Below are 22,276 nucleotides of genomic sequence, written 5' to 3' on the forward strand. Positions count from 1 at the left end.
GCGCGCGGCGGCGCTCAGCCGGCCGCGCCGAGCGAGGGGGCGAGCGGATCGAGAGCGATCAGCAGGCACGCCGTCCAGTGGCACAGGAACGCCAGCACCGTGCACACGTGGAAGATCTCGTGGAAGCCGAAGTGGCCGGGCCACGGGTTCGGCTTCTTGAGCGCGTAGACGACGGCGCCGGCGGTGTACAGCAGCCCGCCGACGATGACGAGGATCATCATCGCCAGGTTCGCCGCCATCAGGTCGCCGAGGTACATCACGGCCGCCCAGCCCAGCAGCAGGTAGAGCGCGACGTACAGCCAGCGGGGCGCGTGGATCCAGAAGACGCGGAACAGGATGCCGAGAAGGGCACCGGACCATACGAGCACGAGCAGCAGCGCGCCCTTGCCGGGGGGCAGTGCGAGCACCGCGATCGGCGTGTAGGTGCCGGCGATCAGCAGGAGGATGTTCGCGTGGTCGATGCGCTTGAGGACGGCCTTCGTCGTGGGGCCCCAATTGAAGCGGTGGTACAGCGCCGAGTTCCCGAACAGGAGCAGCGAGGTCGCCATGAACACCGCGGCGGCCCACTTCGCCGGAGCGCCCTGCGCGAGGACGATGAGCACGACACCCGCGGCGATCGCCACGGGGAAGGTGCCCGCGTGGATCCAGCCGCGCCACGACGGCTTCAGCTCCACCTGGGCGCCGACGGATGCCGCTTCGATGAGGGGAAGCTGGGGCATGTCCGCGCCGTCGGAGGCTGCGTGTCGGGTCACGGTCCTGAGCCTACGCGCCCGCGTATGCCGGCTCGTGCACATAGCGCCTGCGCGAGACGACGGCGGTGCGCGCGGTAGCGTAGTGGCCGTGACACCCACCGGTTCGGGCGAGGGGCGCGGGTTCCTCTATCGCCTCTACAGTTCGCGCCTGCGACGTGAGCTGACCCCCGATACCGTTCCGCACCACGTGGCGATGATGATCGACGGCAACCGCCGCTGGGCACGCCAGGCGGGTTTCACCACGGTCGCCCACGGCCACCGTGCCGGGGCCGCGAAGATGCACGAGTTCCTGCGCTGGTGCGATGACCTCGGCATCCGCGTCGTCTCGCTCTACCTGCTGTCGACGGACAACCTCACCAAGCGCGACTCGCAGGAGCTCGCCGACCTCATCGAGATCATCGCCGAACTGGCCGACGAGCTGTCGCACGAACCCGGCTGGCGCGTGCAGCACGTCGGGCGCGCCGAGGTCCTCCCGGCCGATCTCGCCCGGGTGCTGCGGACGGCGGAGGAGCGGACCGCCGGCAACACCGGGCTGCACGTCAATCTCGCCGTCGGCTACGGCGGGCGCGGGGAGATCGTGGATGCGGTGCGCAGCATCATCGCGCAGCATCACGAGCGCGGCGGCTCGCTCGAAGAGCTGGCGGCCAGCCTCACGCCGGAGCAGATCGGCGAGCACCTCTACACGGGCGGCCAGGCCGACCCGGACCTCGTCATCCGCACCTCCGGCGAGCAGCGGCTGAGCGATTTCCTCCTCTGGCAGTCGGCCCACTCGGAGTTCTACTTCGTGGAGGCGCTGGGACCGGACCTGCGCGAGGTCGACTTCCTCCGCGCCATCCGCGACTACGCCACCCGCGACCGCCGTTACGGCGGCTGAGCACCCGGCCCCGCGCACGGCGCGTGGGACAATGGCAGACGTGAACGACCTGGAGCCCTACCTCGAGACCTTCGACAGCGCGACGGGATACCTCGACTGGGCGGCCTTCGGTCCGCTGTCCCCGGCGGTGCGGGCGGAGATGCGCGCCGACGCCGAGCTGCTCGGCAGCGGACGGCGCTCGAGCATCGATCTCGTGACCGCGCGTGTGACCGAGGCGCGCGATCTGGTGGCGGGCGTCCTCGGATGCGCGCCCGAGGAGGTCGTGCTGCAGCCGTCGACGACCCACGGCCTGTTCCATACGATGCAGGGCCTCACCGGCACGGTGGTCGTCTCCGCGCAGGACTTCCCGTCGCTCCGGGTCACCGCTCGGCGCGCCCAGGACGCGCGCGGCCTGCTCAGCGTGCGGGAGATCGACGCGATCGACGGCATCGTGACGGTGGATGCCGTCGCGGAGGCGCTCGACGACGACGTGACGGCCGTGGGCGTGAGCCTCGTCGACTTCCGGACGGGCGCCCTCGCCGACCTCGCGGCGCTGCGCGAACTCATCGGTGACCGTCTGCTGATCGTCGACGCGATTCAGGGATTCGGGGTCACCGAGGTGGACTGGGCCGCTGCGGACGTCGTCTGCGCGAACGGCTACAAGTGGCTGCGCGCGGGCCGGGGCACGGGCTTCGCGCGCTTCTCGGACCGCGCCCGGGAGCGCATCGAACCCGTCCTGTCGGGGATCTCCGGGATGCAGGGGGATGCCACGACTCCGGGCGTGCCCGCGCCCCTCGTGACCGCGGCGGCGTACCAGGTCGCTCCCACCGACCCCCTCGCGGCCGGCCGCCTCGCGGCGGCGCTGCGCGAGATGACGGATGCCGGCATCCCCGCGATCGCCCAGGAGCTGCGCGCGCGTGCACGCGACGTGATGGATCTCGCCGACCGTTACGCGGTACCGGTGCTGACCCCCCGCGACCGGCACGCCGGCATCGTCACCCTCCAGCCCGCCGCGCACGACGCCGCCGCGCTCGCGGCCGCCCTCGCGAACCACGGTGTGACGGTGACCGCGCGCGGCGCCACCATCCGCGTGTCGCCGCACGTGGGCACCGGTGCCGACAGCCTGCGTCTGCTCGGCGACGCCCTCGCCGAGGTGGCCGCCACGCGTGTCGTCATCGACGCCGCGCCGGGAGCGCTCGCGCTCTCCGAGGCGGACATCGTCCCGGCGCCGCCGGCGCTGGCCGACGCCGTCGGCTCCGACACCGCGAATTAACACGCCGGACACCGCAGCGCGGCGTGTCGTGGATGACGTCGGCGCGTCGCCCGCCGTACGGTCATCACATCGGGCAAGGCGCCCGGTCGAGTCGGCCTCATCACGACTCGTGGCCACGGTCGACTCGAGACTGCCGGGTGCTCCACCCGGGGCGGGAGTGAGTTGTGACCACACGGGCTTCACTGCAGCAACGCCGGATCGATGACGTCGCCGAGGAGGTCGCGGACACGGATCTGCGCACCTACGTCCTCGACACCTCGGTCCTGCTGAGCGATCCGCGGGCTTTCTTCCGCTTCGCCGAACATTCGGTCGTCGTGCCGGTCGTCGTCGTCACCGAGCTCGAAGGCAAGCGCCACGACCCGGAGATCGGCTACTTCGCGCGCCAGGCGCTGCGTCACCTCGACGAGCTGCGGGTCGAGCACGGCAGACTCGACTTCCCCGTGCCCGTCGGCGAGGGCGGCACCCTGCGCGTCGAGCTCACCAACACCGACCCCTCCGTGCTGCCCGCGGGCATGCGCCTGGGCGACAACGACACCCGCATCCTCGCCGTGGCGATGCACCTGGCCCAGGAGGGTCAGGAGGTGACCGTCGTCTCGAAGGACCTGCCCATGCGGGTGAAGGCGGCGTCCCTCGGCATCCCGGCAGAGGAGTACCTCGCCGAACAGGCGGTCGACAGCGGGTGGACCGGCATCGCGGACATCGCCGTATCGGGCGACGACATCAGCGACCTCTACGAGAGCGAGGTCGCCACGAGCGAAGAGGTGCGCGGGTTCCCGGTCAACACGGGGCTCGTCATCCACTCCGAGCGCGGCTCCGCCCTCGGGCGCGTCACCGGCGACGGGGCGTTCCGCCTGGTGCGCGGCGACCGCGACGTCTTCGGCCTGCACGGGCGCAGCGCCGAGCAGCGCATCGCCATCGACCTGCTTCTCGACCCCGAGGTGGGCATCGTCTCGCTCGGCGGTCGCGCCGGCACCGGCAAGTCGGCCCTCGCGCTCTGCGCGGGACTGGAAGCCGTGCTGGAACGGCAGCAGCAGAAGAAGATCATCGTCTTCCGCCCGCTGTTCGCCGTCGGCGGTCAGGAGCTGGGCTACCTGCCGGGCGATCAGGCCGAGAAGATGAACCCGTGGGGGCAGGCGGTGTTCGACACGCTCGGCTCCGTCGTGTCGGGCAACGTCCTCGAGGAGGTGGTCGCGCGCGGGATGCTGGAGGTGCTTCCCCTCACGCACATCCGCGGACGCTCGCTGCACGACGCGTTCGTGATCGTCGACGAGGCGCAGTCCCTCGAGCGCAACGTTCTGCTGACGGTCCTCAGCCGCATCGGGCAGAACTCCCGCGTGGTGCTCACCCACGACGTCGGGCAGCGCGACAACCTGCGGGTGGGCCGCCACGACGGCATCGCCTCGGTCATCGAGACGCTCAAGGGCCACGGCCTCTTCGGCCACGTGACCCTCGTCCGCTCGGAGCGCTCGGCGATCGCCGCGCTCGTCACCGACCTGCTGGAGCAGGGCGAGCTGAGCTGAACCCCGCGGGCGCGGCGGGGGCTACTCCCAGCGGTAGCCCTCGCCGCGCACCGTCACGATGTGCTCGGCGCCCAGCTTCGCCCGCAGATACCGGACGTACACGTCGACCACGTTCGAGCCGGGGTCGAAGTCCAGACCCCAGATGCGGCTGAGCAGCGTCTCGCGGGTGAGCACCTCGCCCGGATGCCGCAGGAACTGCTCCGCCAGCGCGAACTCCCGAGCCGAGAGGTCGACCTCGCGCCCCGCCACGGTCGTGCGTCGCGCGAGCAGGTCCAGACTGACGTCGCCCTGCGTCAGCACCATGACGATCGTGCCGGTGCGCTCCCGCAGACGTGAGCGCACCCGTGCCATGAGCTCCGCCAGCGAGAACGGCTTCGGCACGTAGTCGCTGGCCCCGGCGTCCAACCCGTCGACGGCGTCGCGCGCCGAGCTGCGGGCGGTGAGCATGATCACCGGCACGGTCGCGCCGTCCGCGCGCAGATGCCGCAGCACCTCGAACCCGTCCATCGTGGGAAGGCCCACGTCGAGGATCACGAGATCGATGTCGCCGCGCAGCGCCCGTTCCAGGCCGGCCGGACCGTCGTCGCACGCGACGCTCTCATGGCCCTCGGCTGCCAGGGCGCGCGACACCATGGACACGATGTGCGGTTCGTCGTCGACGATGAGGATGCGGGTCATCCGGAGGCCTCCCGTTGTTGGACGACATCCCCCGCGCGCACGGGCGTCGGGAGGGTCGCCTGCGTGCCGATGGGGATCTCGATGGTGAACGTCGCGCCGCCTCCCGGCGTGTCGGCGACGGTGCAGTGACCGGCGTGGGCGCGCGCGATCGTGTCGACGATCGCCAGCCCCAGTCCCGATCCGCCCACCGCGCGCTTGCCGGTGCCCCGATCGAAGCGGCGGAAGATGCGATGCCGCAGCGACGGCGGGATGCCGGGGCCGTGGTCGCGCACCCACAGCTGCGCGCCGGAGGGGTGCACGGCACTCCCGATCTCGATGGGGGAGTCGGACGGCGTGTACTTGGCCGCGTTGTCCGCCAGTTGCAGCCACGCCTGCAGAAGACGGTCGTGGTCGCCGTGGATGATGCCCGCCGCGCGCTGTTCGACGCTCCAGCCGTGGCCGCCGATCACCGTGACGAGCTCGGCGACGCGCTGGGTGAGCGCCGCCAGATCGACGTCGCCCATCGTGAAGCTGTCGCTCTCCACCGCCGCCAGCAGATCGATGTCGCCGATCAGCCGCGTCATGCGATCCAGCTCGGCGATGCCGAGGGTCCGGGTGGACGCCACATCGGCGGGGTCCGCGGCATCCATCAGCTCGAGGTGTCCCCGCACGATCGTGATCGGCGTCTTCAGCTCGTGGCGCACGTCGTCGAGCAGTCGGCGCTGCGCGTCGAAGAGCGCGTCGGGGGTGTCGAGACCCTCGGGGAGTTCGGGGAGATCGGGAAGGCGACGCGGATCCGCGTCGACGAGGAACCAGCCGACGACCGCCGTCGCGGCCAGGGTGAGGACCGCGGCGGCAGCGAAGACGCCGACGTCCGCCCAGGTCGTCTCGGTGCCCGTGGCCGCGTGCAGCAGGAGCAGGGCCAGCGCGGTGAACGCGAATCCGCCGGTCACGACGGCGAGCAGCACCGCCAGCGTGCGCGCACGACGTCCCGTGCGGGCGGTGCTGGCGGCGCGGTTCACCCTCTGATTATCGACCCGGGATCGACGCGGCCGCGATCAGCCCGGGTGGGTCATCGAGAGCAGGTCGAGCTTGGCGTCGAGCTGCTCCTCCGTCAGCTCGCCGCGCTCGACGTAGCCGAGGTCGATGACGGCCTCGCGCACCGTGATGCCCTTGGCGACGGCGTGCTTGGCGATCTTCGCCGCGGCCTCGTACCCGATCAGCTTGTTCAGCGGCGTCACGATCGACGGCGACATCCCCGCGAAGGCGGCGGCGCGGTCGAGGTTCGCCTGCAGGCCGTCGATCGTCTTGTCGGCCAGCACGCGCATCGCGTTGGACAGCAGCCGGATCGACTCCAGCAGGGCGGTGCCCATGACGGGGATCGCGACGTTGAGCTCGAACGAGCCCGACGCGCCGGCCCAGGCGACCGTGGCGTCGTTGCCGATCACCCGGGCACACACCATGAGCGTGGCCTCGGGTACGACGGGGTTGACCTTTCCGGGCATGATCGACGAGCCCGGCTGCAGGTCGGGGATGTGCAGCTCCCCGAGTCCGGTGTTGGGGCCGGAGCCCATCCACCGCAGGTCGTTGTTGATCTTCGTGAGCGACACCGCGATCGTGCGCAGCGCGCCGGAGGCCTCGACGAGCCCGTCGCGGTTGGCCTGGGCCTCGAAGTGGTCCTTCGCCTCCGTGATCGGCAGCTCGGTCTCCTCAGCCAGCAGCGCGATGACCTTCTGCGGGAAGCCGAGCGGGGTGTTGATGCCGGTACCCACGGCGGTGCCGCCCAGCGGGACCTCGCCCACGCGGGGGAGCACCGCGCGTACCCGCTCGATGCCGAGGCGGATCTGGCGGGCGTAGCCGCCGAACTCCTGGCCGAGGGTCACCGGCGTCGCGTCCATCAGGTGCGTGCGGCCGGACTTCACGGCGTCCTTCCACAGCTCCGCCTTCGCCTCGAGCGCGACCGCCAGGTGGTCCAGCGCCGGGATGAGGTCGTCGATGAGGGCCTGCGTGACCGCGATGTGCACCGATGTCGGGAACACATCGTTGGACGACTGCGACGCGTTGACGTGGTCGTTCGGGTGCACCGGGGCGCCGAGCTTCTGCGTCGCGAGGGAGGCCAGCACCTCGTTCATGTTCATGTTCGAGGAGGTGCCCGAGCCGGTCTGGTAGGTGTCGACCGGGAAGTGCGCGTCGTAGCGGCCCGTGATGACGTCATCGGCGGCGGCGGCGATCGCATCGGCGATCGCGCCGTCCAGGGTGCCGAGCTCCTTGTTCGCGAGGGCGGCCGCCTTCTTGATGCGGGCGAGCGCGGCGATCTGGGTCGACTCGAGTCCCGTCCCCGAGATCGGGAAGTTCTCCACGGCGCGCTGCGTCTGCGCGGCGTACAGCGCGTCCTTGGGGACGCGCACCTCACCCATCGTGTCGTGCTCGATGCGGTACTCGGTGGTCTCGGTCATTGCGGTCACGTCCTCGTTTCCTGTGCGTGTTCTGTTGTGGTGATGTCGGGCGGGGCGCGGGCGGACCGGTCAGGCCTCGTCGAGTCCGACCGTGACGTGCGGCACGGCGGTGCCCTCGCTCAGCCGGTAGTTGGCCCCGACGATGCCCAGTCGTCCCTCGGCCACGGCCTCGGCGATCAGCCGCGAAGAGGCGAGGAGGTCGTCGACCGTGTTCTTGAGGTGTTCGCGGCCGACCTCCTCGGCATCCAGCGTGCGCGGGTCGACGTCGCCGCCGGCGTCGCGCAGCACGGTTCGCGCCGCCGGCACGATGCGGGCGATCAGGCGCCAGATGTGCGAGGGCAGCTCGGGCGAGCCGAGGGCCGTCGAGTCGATCGCGGCGCGCACCGCCCCGCACGCGTCGTGGGCGAGCACGATGATCAACGACACATCGAGCGCCGCGACGGCGTACTCCAGGCTGGCGATCGCCGAATCGGAGGCCACCTGTCCGGCGTTGCGGACCACGAACAGATCGCCGAGGCCCTGGTCGAAGATGATCTCGGCCGCCAGGCGCGAGTCCGCGCATCCGAACAGCGCGGCGCGCGGGGTCTGCGCGGCCGCGAGCTCGTTGCGGCGCTCGACGTCCTGACGGGGGTGGCGGGGCTCTCCCGCCACGAAGCGCTCATTGCCTTCGCGCATCTCGGCCCAGACGGTCGCGGGCGTCGGGCGGGTCGTCGTGCTCATCGCGTCTCCTCGCGCAGGGTGCGGATCTGGTCGGTCACGCCGGTGGCGGCGACCGCGGCGGTGGGGGCGTCGGTGGCCCCGTAGATGAGGACCGTGTCGGTGCCGGCCGCCGTCGAGAGGGCGTAGGAGACCGTGTCGGTGCGTGCCGACGCGGGGATCGTGTACTCGTCCCAGACGATGCCGTCGATCGTGACGCTCCCCGTCGGGGCGAAGCCCCCGAGCACCTTCGACGCCCACGTCGGGTCGGCGTCGATGCCCTGCGCGATGCGGATGTAGCCGGTCGGCGGCGCGTAGACGATGCGCCACATCGAGCCCTCGAGACGCGCGGAGTTGGCGCGCCAGTCCTGCGGCACCGTGGGAACGAGCAGGGTGTGCTCCAGCGATGCCGACGCGCTCTGCGCGGATGCCGCCACGTCGGCCTCTTCGGGGTCGGGCAGCGACCCGCGGGGCACGCCGAAGTACACGACGGCGACGACCGCCATCGTCACGAGCAGTGCGGCGACGAGGTTGCGGAACGTCTTGCTCTGCCGATAGGCGCGGGATGCCGCAGCCTTGCGGTCGGCCGTCTCGTCGGGCGTCTCGGGGCGACCGAGCTCGGCGACGATGCGGGGACCGGCGGCCATCACGACTCCACGTCCGCCGGACGAGCGGCATCGAGCAGGCGCTTGGCGCCCAGGAGCCACTCCTCGCAGCGGGCTGCGAGCGCCTCTCCCCGCGTCCAGAGCGCGAGGGAGTGCTCGAGGGTCGGGGCGCCCTGCTCGAGTTCGGCGACGACGCGGACGAGCTCGTCGCGTGCCTGCTCGAACGAGAGATCGGCGACGTCGGCGGCCGTGTCGCTGGTCATGGCGTCCATTCTAGGACGCCGCCCCGACGTCTTCGGCGACGGGTCCCTCCGATCGCGCGGCGAACGATCCCTCGGCGACGGTGACCGTGACCGACGCCCCCGCCGGGGCCTGCGCGGCGTCCCGGACGATGACGCCGCCGTCCAGGTGCGCGATGGCATATCCGCGCGACAGCGTCGCGCCGGGCGACAGGGCGCGCAGCGAGGCCCGCAGCTGCGCGGTCGTCCGGTCGGCGGCATCCAGGCGTCGCGTCACGACGTCGCGACCGCGCGACACGAGCGTCCACAGCTCGTGCGAGCGCGGCGTGAGCAGCGACTCGGGGGAGCGCAGCACCGGCCGCGAGCGCAGCTGTTCCAGCTGGGCGATGTCGTGCGAGATCCGCTGGGTGAGACGGGTGCGGGCGCGCGTGCGCAGCTGCTGCACGAGCGCGCGCTGCTCCGACACGTCGGGGACGACCTTCTTCGCGGCATCCGTGGGGGTGGAGGCGCGCAGGTCGGCGACGTCGTCGAGGAGCGGGTGGTCGTTCTCGTGCCCGATCGCCGAGACGACGGGGGTGGATGCCGCGGCCACCGCCCGCACCAGACGCTCGTCGCTGAAGCCGAGGAGGGCCTGGGGGTCGCCGCCGCCGCGGGCGATCACGATGACGTCCACCTCGGGGTCGGCGTCCAGCGCGGCCAGCGCGGCGATCGTCTCCGGTACGCAGCGCTCGCCCTGCACCGCGGCGTGGATCGTGCGGAAGCGCACCTCCGGCCAGCGCAGCTCGGCGTTGCGGTGCACGTCCTTCTCGGCGTCACTGCGCTCACCCGTGATGAGCCCGACGACGTGCGGGAGGAACGGGATGCGCTTCTTGCGCGCGGGGTCGAACAGCCCCTCGCTCCGCAGCCGGGTGCGCAGTCGCTCCAGCCGTTCGAGCTGGTCTCCCAGGCCCGTGTGCCGCATGGCCGACACCGTGAAGGTGAAATCGCCCGTCTTGACGAAGAAGTCGCTCTTGACGCACGCGACCACCAGGTCGCCCACCTTCACGTCGTCCTGCAGCCGCTGGAGCGTCGATGACCACAGGCGGAAGGAGATCATCGCGTCGCCGTTGGCGTCCTTCAGGCGGCCGAAGACGTGACCGCCGCGGAGGTTCCACGCCGTGATCTCGCCTTCGACCCACACCGAGCCCCAGGTCGACACGAAGCCGCGGATCGTCTCGTTCAGCCGCGACACGGAGGTCGGCGCGTCGGCGCGGGAATCGCGCGGGGCCACGGCATCCGGCGGAGCGACCTCACCGGGAGCGGACGCGAACGAAGCCATCGCTGCCTTTCCGCCGCGCGCATGCGGCCCTCACTCAGCCCGCCCTCCCTAGAATCGAGGGGTGAGCAGCTCTGCCGTCCGTCTACCGACGCCCCATATCCCAGGACCGCGCGGACGGCTCCAGGATAACCCGGTGCCAGGACCCAAGAAGGTCCTCCTGGCCTCCCCGCGCGGATACTGCGCGGGGGTGGACCGCGCCGTGATCGCCGTCGAGAAGGCGCTGGAACGCTACGGCGCCCCGGTGTACGTGCGCAAGCAGATCGTCCACAACATCCACGTCGTCACCGAGCTCGAGGCGAAGGGGGCGATCTTCGTCGAAGAGGTCGACGAGGTCCCGTCCGGTGCGCACGTGGTCTTCAGCGCGCACGGCGTCTCGCCGGCCGTCGTGAACGCGGCATCCGAGCGCGGGCTGCAGGCGATCGACGCGACCTGCCCGCTCGTCACCAAGGTGCACCGCGAGGCGGTGCGCTTCGCGCGCGACGACTTCGAGATCCTGCTCATCGGCCACGACGGCCACGAAGAGGTCGAAGGCACCGCCGGAGAGGCTCCCGACCACGTCACCGTCGTGAACTCGCCCGACGAGGCCGATCGCGTGGTCGTCAAAGACCCGGAGAAGGTCGTGTGGCTCTCGCAGACCACGCTCTCGGTCGACGAGACCATGGAGACCGTGCGCCGTCTGCGTGAGCGCTTCCCGAGCCTGCAGGATCCGCCGTCGGACGACATCTGCTACGCGACGCAGAACCGCCAGGTCGCCATCAAGAAGGTCGCCAAGGACGCGGATCTGGTCATCGTCGTCGGCTCGTCGAACTCCTCGAACTCGGTACGTCTGGTCGAGGTCGCCCTTGAGTACGGCGCGAAGGCGGCCTACCGGGTCGACTACGCGCACGAGATCCGGCAGGAGTGGCTCGACGGCGTCGGAACGGTCGGCGTCACCAGCGGCGCCTCGGTCCCCGAGGTCCTCGTCCAGGAGGTGCTCGCCGATCTGGCCGGCGCCGGCTACGCCGACGTCGAGCAGGTGCGCACCGCCGAGGAGGACCTGATGTTCTCCCTCCCGAAGGAGCTGCGTCAGGACGCCACCGGACGCCGTGACGACCGCGCGCTCGGCGGGCGGTCCCGGACGTGAGCGAGCCCGCGGCGGAGCCGACGCGCCCGCGCCCGCAGTACGGCGAGTACGCCACACCGGAGGAGCAGCGCGCGCGCATCGCGCAGCCGGCGCTGCCGGCGCAGCATCCCGTGCTCCCGCCCACCGTCCCGAGCCGTGCGCATCCGCCGACCGCGCCGGCGACGACCGCCGCGGCGCGTCCGTCGCGCACGGCCGATCGGATCATCACCTTCGCGCTGCTCGTGTACGGCCTCGTCACCGTCATCAGCGCGGTTCCCCAGCTGTGGGACTTCGCGGGCTTCGCGCAGACCTGGATGCAGGTCGCCGGGATCGACGCCACCTTCACCAACACGGCGCAGGGCGAGTTGTGGGGGCGCATCTCGGCGTTCGTCTTCATCGGAGGCTGGATGCTGACGGCCGTGCTGTCCTGGGCCTCGCTGAGGGCGCACCGGCTGTCGTGGTGGATTCCCCTCGTCGGGGCCATCGTGACGTTCATCATCGCGACGGTGTGCCTCACGATCCCCCTGCTCGGCGACCCCGCGATCGTCAGCCACTTCGCCCGATGAGCGCATCCGGCACGCTCCTCGCGGTGTGCGTCGTGCGGGCGCTGCGACCCGACGCCGGGGCGCTCGGGGTGACCGCGATCGACAAGGCCGCCGTCGAGGGGCCGGTCCGCCTCGGACGCTACGGCGCGTATGCCGACGTCCAGGCCAATCGCAAGCACCACGGCGGCCCCGACAAGGCCCTCTACGCCTACGCGCAGGAGGACGCCGACTTCTGGGCGGCCGAGTTGGGCGTCGACCTGCCGCCCGGGTGGTTCGGCGAGAACCTCCGCGTCGACGGGCTGGACGTCAACCGCTCGCGGATCGGCGAGCGATGGAGGATCGGCGAGACCGCCGTCGTCGAGGTGACGATGCCGCGGACGCCCTGCCAGACGTTCGCGCGCTGGGTGCGCACGGTCGACCGGTCGGCCGAGCGCGGCTGGGTACGCCGCTTCTCGGCGGAGCGTCGACTGGGCCCGTACCTGCGCGTCGTGCGCACCGGGTCGGTCCGCGCCGGCGACCCCCTCACCGTCATCCACGTGCCCGACGGCGCGCCCGGACTCCTGGACGCGTACGCCGATCCCGCGTGATCGTCGCGGGCGCCCCGCGCCGGTCACGGTCGGGCATCCGCGGCGACGGCCCGTACGTCGAACGCCCCCAGAGCGCGGCTCCGGGGGCGTTCGTCGTACGGGGACGGATCAGATGCTGATCGAGTGGCCCGCCGAACCGAGCTGCTGCGTGGCCTCGACCACGCGGGCCGCCATCGCCGACTCGGCGATCTTGCCCCAGGCGCGCGGGTCGTAGGCCTTCTTGTTGCCCACCTCGCCGTCGACCTTGAGCACGCCGTCGTAGTTGCTGAACATGAACCCGGCGACCGAGCGCGTGAACGCGTACTGCGTGTCGGTGTCGATGTTCATCTTGACGACGCCGTTGGCGACCGCGGTGGCGATCTCCTCCGGCGTCGAGCCGCTGCCGCCGTGGAACACGAGGTCGAGGGGCTTCGCGCCGGTGCCGAACTTCTCCGCGATGCCCGCCTGGATCTCGCCGAGCAGCTCGGGGCGCAGCTTCACGTTGCCCGGCTTGTAGACGCCGTGCACGTTGCCGAACGTCAGCGCCGCGATGTACCGGCCGTTCTCGCCGAGTCCGAGCGCGTCGACGAACTTCGAGACGTCCGCGGTGGTCGTGTACAGGGCCTCGTTCGACCCCTCGTGCTTGACGCCGTCCTCCTCGCCGCCCACGACGCCGATCTCGACCTCGAGGATGGCGTTGATGTTCTTCATGCGGGGGAGCAGCTGCTTGGCGATCTCGATGTTCTCCTCGAGCGGCACCGCCGAGCCGTCCCACATGTGCGACTGGAAGATGGGGTTGCGACCGGCGCGCACCTCCTCCTCGGATGCCGCGATCAGCGGCAGCACGAAGTCCTCCAGCGCCGGCTTCGGGCAGTGGTCGGTGTGCAGGGCCACCGTGATCGGGTAGTTCTTCGCGACCTCGGTGGCGAACTTCGCGAACGCGAGGGCACCCGTGGCACGGCCCTTGACGGTGTGGCCGGCGAAGTAGTCGGCGCCGCCGGTCGTCACCTGGATGATGCCGTCGGAGCCGGCTTCGGTCAGACCCTGCAGGACGGCATTGATCGACTGCGAGCTGGCGGCGTTGATCGCGGGGAACGCGTATCCACCGGCCTTCGCACGGTCCAGCATCTCGGCGTATTGCTCAGGGGTGGCGACAGGCATTTCTGCTCCTCAGTTCTGCGGGGATTCCAGGCTCAGCCTATCGAAGCGGCGGGACCGTCCGTGAGGGGGCGACCGGGCAAAAGAGTCCCCTGCCGCTTGTCCGCGGTGAAAGAATCGCGGTTCCTTCGTTGCGGCGCCGCCGAAAACGCCACGGCGGACGCAGGTGTCGCTCTAGGCTGGCGACATGGTGAGCCTGACCGCGGACATGAGCCCTTTGCACCCCGACCGCAACCTCGCGATGGAGCTCGTGCGCGCCACCGAGGCCGCAGCCATCCGCTCGGTCCCCTTCATCGGGCGCGGCGAGAAGGAGAAGGCCGACGGCGCGGCCGTCGACGCGATGCGCGCGTTCCTGACCACCGTCGCCTTCGACGGCGTCATCGTGATCGGCGAGGGCGAGAAGGACAACGCCCCGATGCTCTTCAACGGCGAGCACGTCGGGACCGGGCGGGGGCCGCAGTGCGATGTCGCCGTCGATCCCATCGACGGCACGTCGCTGACCGCGGAGGGGCGCAACAACGCCCTCTCGGTGCTCGCCGTCTCCGACCGTGGCTCGATGCTCGACGCCTCGAGCGTCTTCTACATGGACAAGATCGTCACCGGTCCCGCCGGCGTCGGCGTCGTCGACATCCGCCTGCCCGTCGGCGAGAACATCCGCCGACTCGCCGCGTCGCTCGGCAAGCCCGTCGACGAACTCGTCGTCTCCGTGCTCAACCGTCCGCGCCACGCGCGCCTCATCGAGGAGATCCGCGAAGCCGGCGCGGGCACGCGTCTGATGAGCGACGGCGACGTCGCCGGCGGCATCAACGCGGCGCGCCACAACGCGCGCACCGACATGTGCATCGGCATCGGCGGCAGCCCCGAGGGCGTGGCGACCACCTGCGCGATCAAGGCGCTGGGCGGTCACATCCAGGGTCGGCTCTGGGCGCGCGACGACGACGAGAAGCAGCGGGGGATCGACGCCGGTCTCAAGCTCGACGGCTACGTCTACGAAGCCGACGAACTGGTGAAGGGACGCAACACGATCTTCGTCGCGACCGGTGTCACCAACGGCGAGCTCGTCGCGGGCGTGCGTCGCGACGGCGACTTCGTCTACACCGAGAGCGTCGTCCTGCGCGGCGCGTCCGGAACGCTGCGCCGCATCTCCTCGGAGCACCTCACCTCGAAGTGGCTCTGAGCGCGACGCGCGGGGGCGTGGAGGACAGCTGACGCCCGCTCTGGCAGAATGTGGAGCGGTGTCACCGGCGACACATACGTCGTCCACGCAGTCCGGGGGTCACATGTCCGCAGCATCGAGCAGTCCCAGAACGGGTCAGGTCACCGTGCCGGTCGACCCCGCGCGCAGGCCCGACGTCCTGTTGCGGCGACGGATGCCGGAAGGGCATCAGGTCAGCGCGTGGTGGATGATCGGCGCTTTCGTCGCGGTCTCCGTCGCGGTCGTCGGGCTGCTGAACCTCTTCCCGGCCTGATCCGGCGCGCTCACAGTCGATCGCGCAGGTCGCCCACGTCGGCGACCATGGCCTCGGCGGCACCGTCGGTGAGTTCGGGGGCGATCAGCTTCCTCGGTGTCTTCTCGATCGCGGCGGGTGCTGCCGCCGCATCCAGCTTCGTCTCATCGATGCCGGGGAACTTGCGCGCCGTGACGAGCACGCGGGTCTCCAGCGACCCGGCGAAGCGGTTGTAGGTGTCCACCGTCCGCTCGATGGCGCGGCGGAGATCGTCGGCGTGCCCGGCGAGCGCGCCGAGGCGCTGGTAGAGCTCGGTTCCGAGATCGAACAGACGACGCGCCTCGGCGGAGACGTCCTGCTGGGTCCAGGTGTAGGCGACGGTCTTCAGGACCGCCCACAGGTTGACCGGCGACGCCAGAGCCACGCGCTTGCCGAACGCGTAGTCGAGCAGGGTCGGATCCTCCTCGAGGGCGGTCGCGAGCAGCGCCTCGTTCGGCAGGAAGCACACGACGAACTCGGGGCTGGAGTCCAATCCGCTCCAGTAGGCCTTCTTCGCGAGGGCGTCCACGTGCGCGCGGACCGCCTTCACGTGCCGCTGCAGCAGCTGTGCCCGCCGGGCCGCCTCCTCCCCGAGAGCGGTCACGGGGATCGCGGATGCCTCGAGGTACGCGTCGAGCGGCACCTTCGCATCGACGGCGAGCGACTTGCCCCCGGGAAGGCGCACGATCATGTCGGGGCGCCCCTCGCCGGCGTGCGAGGTGACCGACGACTGCAGGTCGAAGTCGACGTAACGCGTCAGCCCGGCCGACTCGACGACCCGCCGCAGTTGCGTCTCGCCCCAGACCCCGCGCGTCGCATTCGAGCGGAGGGCTCCGGCGAGCGACTCCGTCGTCGCGCGCAGCGCCTCATCCGACGCCTGCGCCTGGCGCAGCTGTTCCGTGAGGGAGCCGAACTGGGTCTGGCGGTCGCGTTCGAGGGCGGTCACCTTCTGCTGCATCGCCTCCAACGTCTCCTGGACGGGGGCGAGCGCGCGGAGCACGAGCTGCTCGCGTCGTTCCCGCTCCTGCTGCGCGCTCTGGTCGGCGCGCGCCTGCGCGCTGAGCTCACGGGTGAGCGCCCGCTGCTGCTCGAGCTGCTCGCCGAGCGAGCGTGCCGTCGCGTCGGCGGCGCCCAGGCGCGCGGTGAGCGCCGCAGCATCGCGGGCGGCACGTTCGGCGGCGCGGGCGCCGCCGGTGAACCAGCCGGCGACCAGGCCGCAGATCAGGCAGAGGACCGCGAGGGAGATGACGACGAGTGCATCCATGTGCACAGCGTGCCCGAGGCCTCGGACATCGTCGTGCGCCGCACCGTCAGAAGGTCGGAACCGCCGCGGTGGGGCGCGATGCCGTGCCCGCGAGCTGCGGCACGCGCACACCGAGCAGCATCGCGAGCTCGACGACGTCGTGCGCCCCCGCGCGGGCCGCGGCGTCGATCATGATGTGCGCGCAGGCCAAAGAGTCGGCCGTCGCATCGTGGTGCGCGAAATCGAGGAACCCCGCGGCGGCGGCCACCAGCGGGAGCCGGTAGGACGCGAGATCGTACGTCTTGCGCGCCACCTGGAGGCTGCATACGTAACGGTACGGCGGGCACGCGGCATCCGTCACCTCGCAGGCGCGGCGCAGGACGCTCATGTCGAAGCCCGCGTTGTGCGCCACGACCACGTCATCGCCGACGAAGGCGGCGAGGTCGTCGAGCTGGGTGGCCCAGGAGGGGGCGTCGGCGACGTCCTCGGGGCGGATGCCGTGGATGCCGACGTTGATCTCGAAGAACCGGTCGTGGCCCGGCGGGGGCTGGATCAGCCAACCCGCGGTCGCCACGACGCGCCCGTCGCGGACGCGGGTGAGTCCCACGGCGCACGCGGAGGCGCTGGAGGAGTTCGCCGTCTCGAAGTCGATCGCGGTGAAGTCCAGGGCCACGCGTCCACTCTGCGTGTCGTGCCCCGGCCGCCGCGGCAGGCGCGCCGTGCTCGCCGCACACCGCCGCCTGCGGCCGGGGCGCAAGGAGAGCGGGGAGCGATCCTGCTGCGATCGCTCCCCGCTGGTCGTGGCGCCGGGTCAGTAGGTCATGACGATCCGGCCGTCGATCTTGCCCCGCTCCATCCGCTCGAAGATGTCGTTGATGTCCTCGAGGGTCTCGACGTGCACCGTCGGATGGATCTGGCCGCGCGCGTAGAAGTCCAGGGCCTCGATCATGTCCTGGCGGGTGCCCACGATCGAGCCGCGGATCGTGATCGCCCGCAGCACGATGTCGAAGATGTCGGCGTCGAAGGTCCCGGGCGGCAGTCCGTTGAAGACGATCGTCGCTCCGCGCCGCACGACGCTGAGCGCCTGATCGAACGCCTTCGGGTGCACGGCCGTGACGAGCACCCCGTGGGTGCCGCCGGTGGCCTCCTGGATGGCGGCTCCTGGGTCGGTGTGTGCCGCGTTGACCGTCACCTCGGCGCCGTGCCGCCGCGCGAGCTCCAGCTTGTCGTCGTCGACGTCGACCGCTGCGACCCGCATCCCGAGGGCGCGTGCGTACTGCACGGCGATGTGTCCGAGCCCGCCGATGCCCGAGATCGTGACCCATTCGCCGGGGCGCACCCCGGTCATCTTCAGCCCCTTGTAGACGGTGACGCCGGCGCAGAGGATCGGCGCCACCTCCACCGGGTCGGCGCCGTCGGGGATGCGGGCCGCGTACTTCTCGTCCACGAGCATGAACTCCCCGAAGCTGCCGTCGACGGAGTATCCGCCGTTCTGCTGATCGGGGCACAGCGTCTCCCAGCCGGTGCGGCAGTATTCGCACGTGCCGCACGCCGACCACAGCCACGCGTTGCCCACCTTCTGTCCGATCGACAGGGTGGTCACGCCGGGACCGAGGGCGACGACCTCGCCGTAGCCTTCGTGGCCGGGGATGAGCTGCGGCTTCGGCGCGACGGGCCAGTCGCCGCGGGCGGCGTGCAGGTCGGTGTGGCAGACACCGCTCGTGATGACCTTCACGAGGGCCTGGCCCGGTCCCGGCGTGGGGACGGGGACCTCCGCGACGACGAGGGGTTCGCCCGCCGCGGTCACGACGGCTGCGCGCATCGTCGTCCGATCGTCGCGGGTTCCCGCCGCGACGGAGGTTTCGGTCAGAGTCGTCATCGACATCACTTCCTCTCGGCGGAGCCGTTCCGCCCGATGCTCCGACGCTAGGAACCCGAAGGTTGCACGCGGTTGCGGGCGGCGTAGGGTCGGACCATGGCGACGCGCGACGAGATGGCGACGAGCTTCGGGGCGGCGGCGGGGGAGTACGAGCGGGGTCGTCCGTCGTACCCGGCGGAAGCCGTCGCCTGGATGATCGCTCCGGCCGGCCCCCGTCCGCGGGTCGCCGACGTCGGCGCCGGCACCGGCAAGCTGACCGAGGCGCTGCGGCGGGCGGGCGCGGAGGTGGTCGCCGTCGAACCGGATGCCGCGATGCGGGACGCCTTTCGTCGTTCCCTTCCGGGTGTCGAGGTGCGCGCGGGCGCGGCCGAAGCCACGGGGCTGGCCGACGGCAGCGTCGATGCGGTCGTCTTCGGCCAGGCGTGGCACTGGGTGCGCGTTCCCGAGGCCTCTGCCGAGGCCGCGCGGGTGCTGCGGCCCGGCGGTGTGATCGGGCTGATCTGGAACATCCGCGACGAGTCGGTCTCCTGGGTCGCGCGTCTGGGTGCGGCGATGAAGGGAAGCCACGCGGAGGAGCTGCTCGCGGGCGAGGGGCCGACCGTCGCGGCGCCGTTCGGCACGCTGGAGCGCGAGAGCTGGCGCTGGTCGCGGGCGGTCACCCGCGATGAGGTCCTCTCGATGGTGCGTTCGCGCAGCTACGTCATCACCGCGCCGGCAGAGGAGCGAGCACGCATCGAGCAGGAGGTCGCCGCTCTGCTCGACGAGATCGGAGCCGTCGGCGACGCGCGCGTGGAGCTGCCGTACGTCACGCACGGGTTCCGCGCCGTCGCGGGGTGAGCTCGTCGCCCGCGTAGACTGAGATCCCGTGGCTCTTACCATCGGAATCGTCGGTCTCCCCAACGTCGGCAAGTCGACCCTGTTCAACGCGCTGACCAAGAACCAGGTTCTCGCGGCCAACTATCCCTTCGCGACGATCGAGCCGAACGTCGGCGTCGTCAACCTCCCCGACCCGCGGCTCGAGAAGCTCGCCGCGGTCTTTGGAAGCGAACGCATCCTTCCGGCCGCCGTCTCCTTCGTGGACATCGCGGGCATCGTGCGCGGCGCGAGCGAGGGGGAGGGGCTCGGCAACAAGTTCCTCGCCAACATCCGCGAGGCCGATGCGATCGCGCAGGTGGTCCGCGGCTTCGCCGACTCCGACGTCGTGCACGTGGACGGCAAGGTCGACCCGGCATCCGACATGGAGACCATCAACGCCGAGCTCCAGCTGGCCGACCTCGAGACGCTCGAGAAGGCGATCACCCGGTACGAGAAGGAAGTGCGCGGGAAGAAGCTCGATCCCGCCGTGCTCGAGGCCGCCGTCGCCGCGCGTGACGCGCTGCAGCGCGGCGAGCTGCTGTCGGCCTCCGGAATCGACCTTGCGCCGATCAGGGAGCTCGGTCTGCTGACGGCGAAGCCGTTCATCTTCGTGTTCAACGTCGACGAGGCGGTGCTGACGGATGCCGACCGCAAGGCCGAGCTGGCCGCGCTCGTGGCTCCCGCGAAGGCCGTCTTCCTCGACGCGAAGATCGAGTCCGAGCTCATCGACCTCGACCCGGCGGATGCCGCCGACCTCCTCGCGTCGACGGGTCAGGACGAGTCGGGACTCGACCAGCTCGCCCGCATCGGCTTCGACACGCTCGGACTCCAGACCTACCTCACGGCGGGCCCCAAGGAGGCGCGCGCCTGGACGATCGGCAAGGGATGGAAGGCGCCGCAGGCCGCGGGGGTGATCCACACCGACTTCGAGAAAGGCTTCATCAAGGCGGAGGTCATCTCGTTCGACGATCTCGTCGCGCTGGGCTCCGTCGCCGAGGCGCGTGCGAAGGGCAAGGCCCGCCTGGAGGGCAAGGACTACGTCATGCAGGACGGCGACGTGGTGGAGTTCCGCTTCAACGTCTGAGGTCCCGGCCCGCTCGCACCGGCGCACCGCGGAGCACCCTTAAAGTGAGCGCATGAGTTCTGCCGCGCCGGCGGCCGGCGTCGATCCGGCTCGCTCCCGAGGTCTCCGGATGCTGCTCAGCGGCTCGTTCCCGAACCTCGTGCAGTGGTACAACCTCTACGTCTTCGCGGCGTTCGCGCCGTTCTTCCGCACGGAGTTCTTCGACCCCGCCGACGGGGGCTCACTCGTCTACGTCTACGGCATCTTCGCGCTGACCTTCGTCATGCGCCCGGTCGGGTCGTGGCTGTTCGGACGCATCGCCGATCGGCGAGGCCTGCGATTCGCGCTCGTGTCGAGCGTCCTGTTGATGTCGGCGGGGTCGGCCGTGCTGGCGTTGAGTCCGACGGCGTCGGCCGCGGGCGCGGCGGCCGGCGGCATCCTGCTGCTCGTCGGGCTCGTGCAGGGCGTGGCGACCGGCGGAGAGTACGGCGTGTCGGCGGTGTACCTCTCGGAGGTGTCGACCGACGGCAGACGCGGCTTCTTCTCGTCGTTCCAGACGGCGACGATCGTGGCGGGTCAGGTGCTCGCGCAGGCGACGCTGCTGGTGCTGCTCACATCGGTCGACCGTGCAGAGGTGTCCGTGTGGGGATGGCGGGTCGCGTTCGGCATCGGTGCGCTCGCCGGGCTGTCGACCCTGCTGGTCGCGCGGCGGATGCCGGGGGAGCGGCGTCGCCCCACGGCAGGAGTCACCCTGACCGTCCTCCTGCGCGAGGGGTGGCGGCCGCTGCTGTGGGTCGTCCTGATGACCTCCGGCGGAACGGCCGCCTTCTACACGTTCACCGTCACGGTGCCGGCGGTGTCGCGTGAGGCCGCGTACGGCTCCGGGGGTGCGGCAGCCGAGCGGGCCAGCACGACCGCGATCCTGCTCGCGCTGATCGTGCTGATGGTGCTGCAGCCCGTCGGCGGCGCGCTCAGCGATCGCGTCGGGCGGAAGGCGCTCCTGGTGTTCTTCGGCGTGGCGGGCGTCATCGTCATCGGCCCGGTCGTCGCCGTGGCCGGGGGACTCCTCGATCCGTGGGTGCTGTTCGCCGCCCTCGTCGCGGTGTTCACCGTGCTCACCGGCTATCTCGCCACGAACACGATCGTCAAGGCCGAGGCCTTCCCTCCGCAGCTGCGTGCTCTCGGCGTCGGCTTCGGCTATGCCGTGGCCAACTCCCTCTTCGGTGGAACGGCGCCGCTGATCTACCACGCCACCGTGGCGACGCCGTGGGTCTTCTCCGGATACGTGACGGTGCTGGTGGGGATCACCCTCGCCACTGCGCTCACCATGCGCGGAGGACGGACGAGCCCGCTCGATCGTCGGCTCTGACACCGCGGCGGTGAGAGGGACGCCGGCTACGGCTCCGTGGTGAGGACGGGCCCGCAGGTGAGGCACGACCATGCGACGAGGAACCTCTCGTCGTCCAGGACCTCGAAGCCCAGGCGGTCCCCGCACAGAGGACAGGTCGGGCCGTCGCCGACGGGGATGCGCATACCGCCAGTATCGCCGCGACGCCGCGCCGACAGACGCCGGGGAGCGCGCGACACGCCCGGGATGCCGGTGTGATTTGCCGCCGGCGCGGATCCGACCTAAGTTTGTATCCGTTCGCCCCACAGGGAAGAGCGAAGGGCCGGAAGGCCTCGCCCCCTCAAGCGGAGAACCGATCCCCATCCCACACCCTCCACGTGGGCAGACCATCCGGTCTGGGATGAGGGTTTCCCCCGTGCAGCCGTTGCCAGCGGTCGTCACCACGGATCCTCGGATCCTGAGACGCCGACTTGACAAGATGCGCGAGAGGGATAAGATAGAGAAGTTGCCCTGCGGGTGAGGCTGAGAGGCCGAGCAGTAGGAGCATCCGATCCTTGAGAACTCAACAGCGTGCACTTGTCAAATGCCAAATAACCTCGTCTCAGCTTCGGCTGGGTGAGATTCCTTTGGATCAAGTCCAGCCTCTTTTGGGGTTGGCGTA

Annotated in this window: 24 protein-coding genes; 11 read left to right on the top strand and 13 right to left on the bottom strand. The window is 71.0% G+C overall.

Translation table 11 applies throughout. The annotated features are described in order from the left end of the window. Positions 1 to 14: 14 nt before the first annotated feature. A complete protein-coding gene (locus L0965_RS15805) occupies positions 15 to 719 on the bottom strand; it encodes a hemolysin III family protein (RefSeq protein ID WP_060959231.1) in 705 nt (234 codons plus the stop codon). A 121-nt stretch (positions 720 to 840) separates the two neighbouring features. Here L0965_RS15805 and L0965_RS15810 point away from each other — a divergent pair, with 121 nt between their 5' ends. From L0965_RS15810 to L0965_RS15820, 3 genes are all read left to right on the top strand, one after another. Then, on the top strand, positions 841 to 1,626 hold the full coding sequence (locus L0965_RS15810; RefSeq protein ID WP_060959232.1) for an isoprenyl transferase: 786 nt from the start codon (positions 841 to 843) through the stop codon (positions 1,624 to 1,626). A gap of 31 nt (positions 1,627 to 1,657) precedes the next feature. Then, entirely contained in the window at positions 1,658 to 2,878 is a 1,221-nt protein-coding gene (locus L0965_RS15815; RefSeq protein ID WP_101306033.1) for an aminotransferase class V-fold PLP-dependent enzyme, read from the top strand. 164 nt (positions 2,879 to 3,042) lie between these two features. Continuing rightward, the gene (locus L0965_RS15820) at positions 3,043 to 4,398 is read left to right on the top strand and encodes a PhoH family protein (protein ID WP_061782551.1); all 1,356 of its coding nucleotides are present in this window, start codon (positions 3,043 to 3,045) and stop codon (positions 4,396 to 4,398) included. Positions 4,399 to 4,419: 21 nt separating this feature from the next. On the opposite strand, the gene L0965_RS15825 is transcribed toward L0965_RS15820, so the two are convergent. The 7 genes from L0965_RS15825 to xseA form a co-directional block, all read right to left on the bottom strand. After that, on the bottom strand, positions 4,420 to 5,076 hold the full coding sequence (locus L0965_RS15825; protein ID WP_060959235.1) for a response regulator transcription factor: 657 nt from the start codon (positions 5,074 to 5,076) through the stop codon (positions 4,420 to 4,422). Further along, positions 5,073 to 6,077 (bottom strand): cell wall metabolism sensor histidine kinase WalK, encoded by a 1,005-nt coding sequence (locus L0965_RS15830; protein WP_060959236.1) that lies wholly within the window; start codon positions 6,075 to 6,077, stop codon positions 5,073 to 5,075. Before L0965_RS15830 ends, L0965_RS15825 begins: the two co-directional genes overlap by 4 nt. Positions 6,078 to 6,113: 36 nt before the next feature. Further along, positions 6,114 to 7,511 (bottom strand): aspartate ammonia-lyase, encoded by a 1,398-nt coding sequence (locus tag L0965_RS15835; protein WP_101306034.1) that lies wholly within the window; start codon positions 7,509 to 7,511, stop codon positions 6,114 to 6,116. Positions 7,512 to 7,580: 69 nt separating this feature from the next. Further along, positions 7,581 to 8,231, bottom strand: a complete 651-nt coding sequence (locus L0965_RS15840) for a carbonic anhydrase (protein WP_101306035.1) — start codon at positions 8,229 to 8,231, stop codon at positions 7,581 to 7,583. After that, positions 8,228 to 8,854, bottom strand: a complete 627-nt coding sequence (locus L0965_RS15845) for a DUF4245 family protein (RefSeq protein WP_060959239.1) — start codon at positions 8,852 to 8,854, stop codon at positions 8,228 to 8,230. Before L0965_RS15845 ends, L0965_RS15840 begins: the two co-directional genes overlap by 4 nt. Beyond that, the gene (locus L0965_RS15850; protein WP_101306036.1) at positions 8,854 to 9,084 is read right to left on the bottom strand and encodes an exodeoxyribonuclease VII small subunit; all 231 of its coding nucleotides are present in this window, start codon (positions 9,082 to 9,084) and stop codon (positions 8,854 to 8,856) included. The genes L0965_RS15845 and L0965_RS15850 overlap by 1 nt, the downstream gene beginning before the upstream one ends. Before the next feature lies 1 nt (position 9,085). Continuing rightward, on the bottom strand, positions 9,086 to 10,369 hold the full coding sequence (gene xseA / locus L0965_RS15855) for an exodeoxyribonuclease VII large subunit (RefSeq protein ID WP_061782550.1): 1,284 nt from the start codon (positions 10,367 to 10,369) through the stop codon (positions 9,086 to 9,088). Between the two features lie 133 nt (positions 10,370 to 10,502). Here xseA and L0965_RS15860 point away from each other — a divergent pair, with 133 nt between their 5' ends. From L0965_RS15860 to L0965_RS15870, 3 genes are read left to right on the top strand one after another with little or no spacing between them, the layout of a single operon-like run. Further along, entirely contained in the window at positions 10,503 to 11,492 is a 990-nt protein-coding gene (locus tag L0965_RS15860; protein WP_060959241.1) for a 4-hydroxy-3-methylbut-2-enyl diphosphate reductase, read from the top strand. Next, a complete protein-coding gene (locus L0965_RS15865) occupies positions 11,489 to 12,037 on the top strand; it encodes a DUF6264 family protein (protein WP_061782549.1) in 549 nt (182 codons plus the stop codon). The genes L0965_RS15860 and L0965_RS15865 overlap by 4 nt, the downstream gene beginning before the upstream one ends. Next, positions 12,034 to 12,603 carry an MOSC domain-containing protein gene (locus L0965_RS15870; protein ID WP_101306037.1) on the top strand — a complete coding sequence of 190 codons (570 nt, stop codon included), beginning with the start codon at positions 12,034 to 12,036 and terminating at the stop codon, positions 12,601 to 12,603. The genes L0965_RS15865 and L0965_RS15870 overlap by 4 nt, the downstream gene beginning before the upstream one ends. 108 nt (positions 12,604 to 12,711) lie before the next feature. On the opposite strand, the gene fbaA is transcribed toward L0965_RS15870, so the two are convergent. Continuing rightward, a complete protein-coding gene (gene fbaA / locus L0965_RS15875; protein WP_060959244.1) occupies positions 12,712 to 13,743 on the bottom strand; it encodes a class II fructose-bisphosphate aldolase in 1,032 nt (343 codons plus the stop codon). Between the two features lie 184 nt (positions 13,744 to 13,927). Here fbaA and glpX point away from each other — a divergent pair, with 184 nt between their 5' ends. Beyond that, positions 13,928 to 14,917, top strand: coding sequence for a class II fructose-bisphosphatase (gene glpX / locus L0965_RS15880; protein ID WP_060959245.1), 990 nt, complete (start codon positions 13,928 to 13,930; stop codon positions 14,915 to 14,917). A 103-nt stretch (positions 14,918 to 15,020) separates the two neighbouring features. Further along, complete coding sequence (locus L0965_RS15885; protein ID WP_060959246.1) at positions 15,021 to 15,209, top strand: hypothetical protein; 189 nt, start codon at positions 15,021 to 15,023, stop codon at positions 15,207 to 15,209. 10 nt (positions 15,210 to 15,219) lie between these two features. On the opposite strand, the gene L0965_RS15890 is transcribed toward L0965_RS15885, so the two are convergent. From L0965_RS15890 to adhP, 3 genes are all read right to left on the bottom strand, one after another. Continuing rightward, the gene (locus L0965_RS15890; RefSeq protein WP_101306038.1) at positions 15,220 to 16,491 is read right to left on the bottom strand and encodes a DNA recombination protein RmuC; all 1,272 of its coding nucleotides are present in this window, start codon (positions 16,489 to 16,491) and stop codon (positions 15,220 to 15,222) included. Between the two features lie 46 nt (positions 16,492 to 16,537). Next, the gene (locus L0965_RS15895) at positions 16,538 to 17,143 is read right to left on the bottom strand and encodes an exonuclease domain-containing protein (protein ID WP_060959248.1); all 606 of its coding nucleotides are present in this window, start codon (positions 17,141 to 17,143) and stop codon (positions 16,538 to 16,540) included. A gap of 138 nt (positions 17,144 to 17,281) precedes the next feature. Beyond that, entirely contained in the window at positions 17,282 to 18,349 is a 1,068-nt protein-coding gene (gene adhP, locus L0965_RS15900; protein ID WP_082734120.1) for an alcohol dehydrogenase AdhP, read from the bottom strand. Between the two features lie 96 nt (positions 18,350 to 18,445). On the opposite strand from adhP, the gene L0965_RS15905 reads away from it, so the two are divergent. From L0965_RS15905 to L0965_RS15915, 3 genes are read left to right on the top strand one after another with little or no spacing between them, the layout of a single operon-like run. Beyond that, positions 18,446 to 19,186, top strand: coding sequence for a class I SAM-dependent methyltransferase (locus L0965_RS15905; protein WP_101306039.1), 741 nt, complete (start codon positions 18,446 to 18,448; stop codon positions 19,184 to 19,186). A gap of 28 nt (positions 19,187 to 19,214) precedes the next feature. Continuing rightward, entirely contained in the window at positions 19,215 to 20,288 is a 1,074-nt protein-coding gene (ychF, locus tag L0965_RS15910; protein WP_101306040.1) for a redox-regulated ATPase YchF, read from the top strand. Between the two features lie 52 nt (positions 20,289 to 20,340). Continuing rightward, positions 20,341 to 21,636, top strand: a complete 1,296-nt coding sequence (locus tag L0965_RS15915) for an MFS transporter (RefSeq protein WP_101306041.1) — start codon at positions 20,341 to 20,343, stop codon at positions 21,634 to 21,636. A 26-nt stretch (positions 21,637 to 21,662) separates the two neighbouring features. Here L0965_RS15915 and L0965_RS15920 read toward each other — a convergent pair whose 3' ends face one another. Then, positions 21,663 to 21,800, bottom strand: a complete 138-nt coding sequence (locus tag L0965_RS15920) for a hypothetical protein (protein WP_191008393.1) — start codon at positions 21,798 to 21,800, stop codon at positions 21,663 to 21,665. Between the last annotated feature and the right edge of the window lie 476 nt (positions 21,801 to 22,276).

This window comes from Microbacterium sp. NFH-22A-Y, assembly GCF_021401375.1.
In the GTDB taxonomy this organism is placed as follows: Bacteria; Actinomycetota; Actinomycetes; order Actinomycetales; family Microbacteriaceae; genus Microbacterium; species Microbacterium hominis.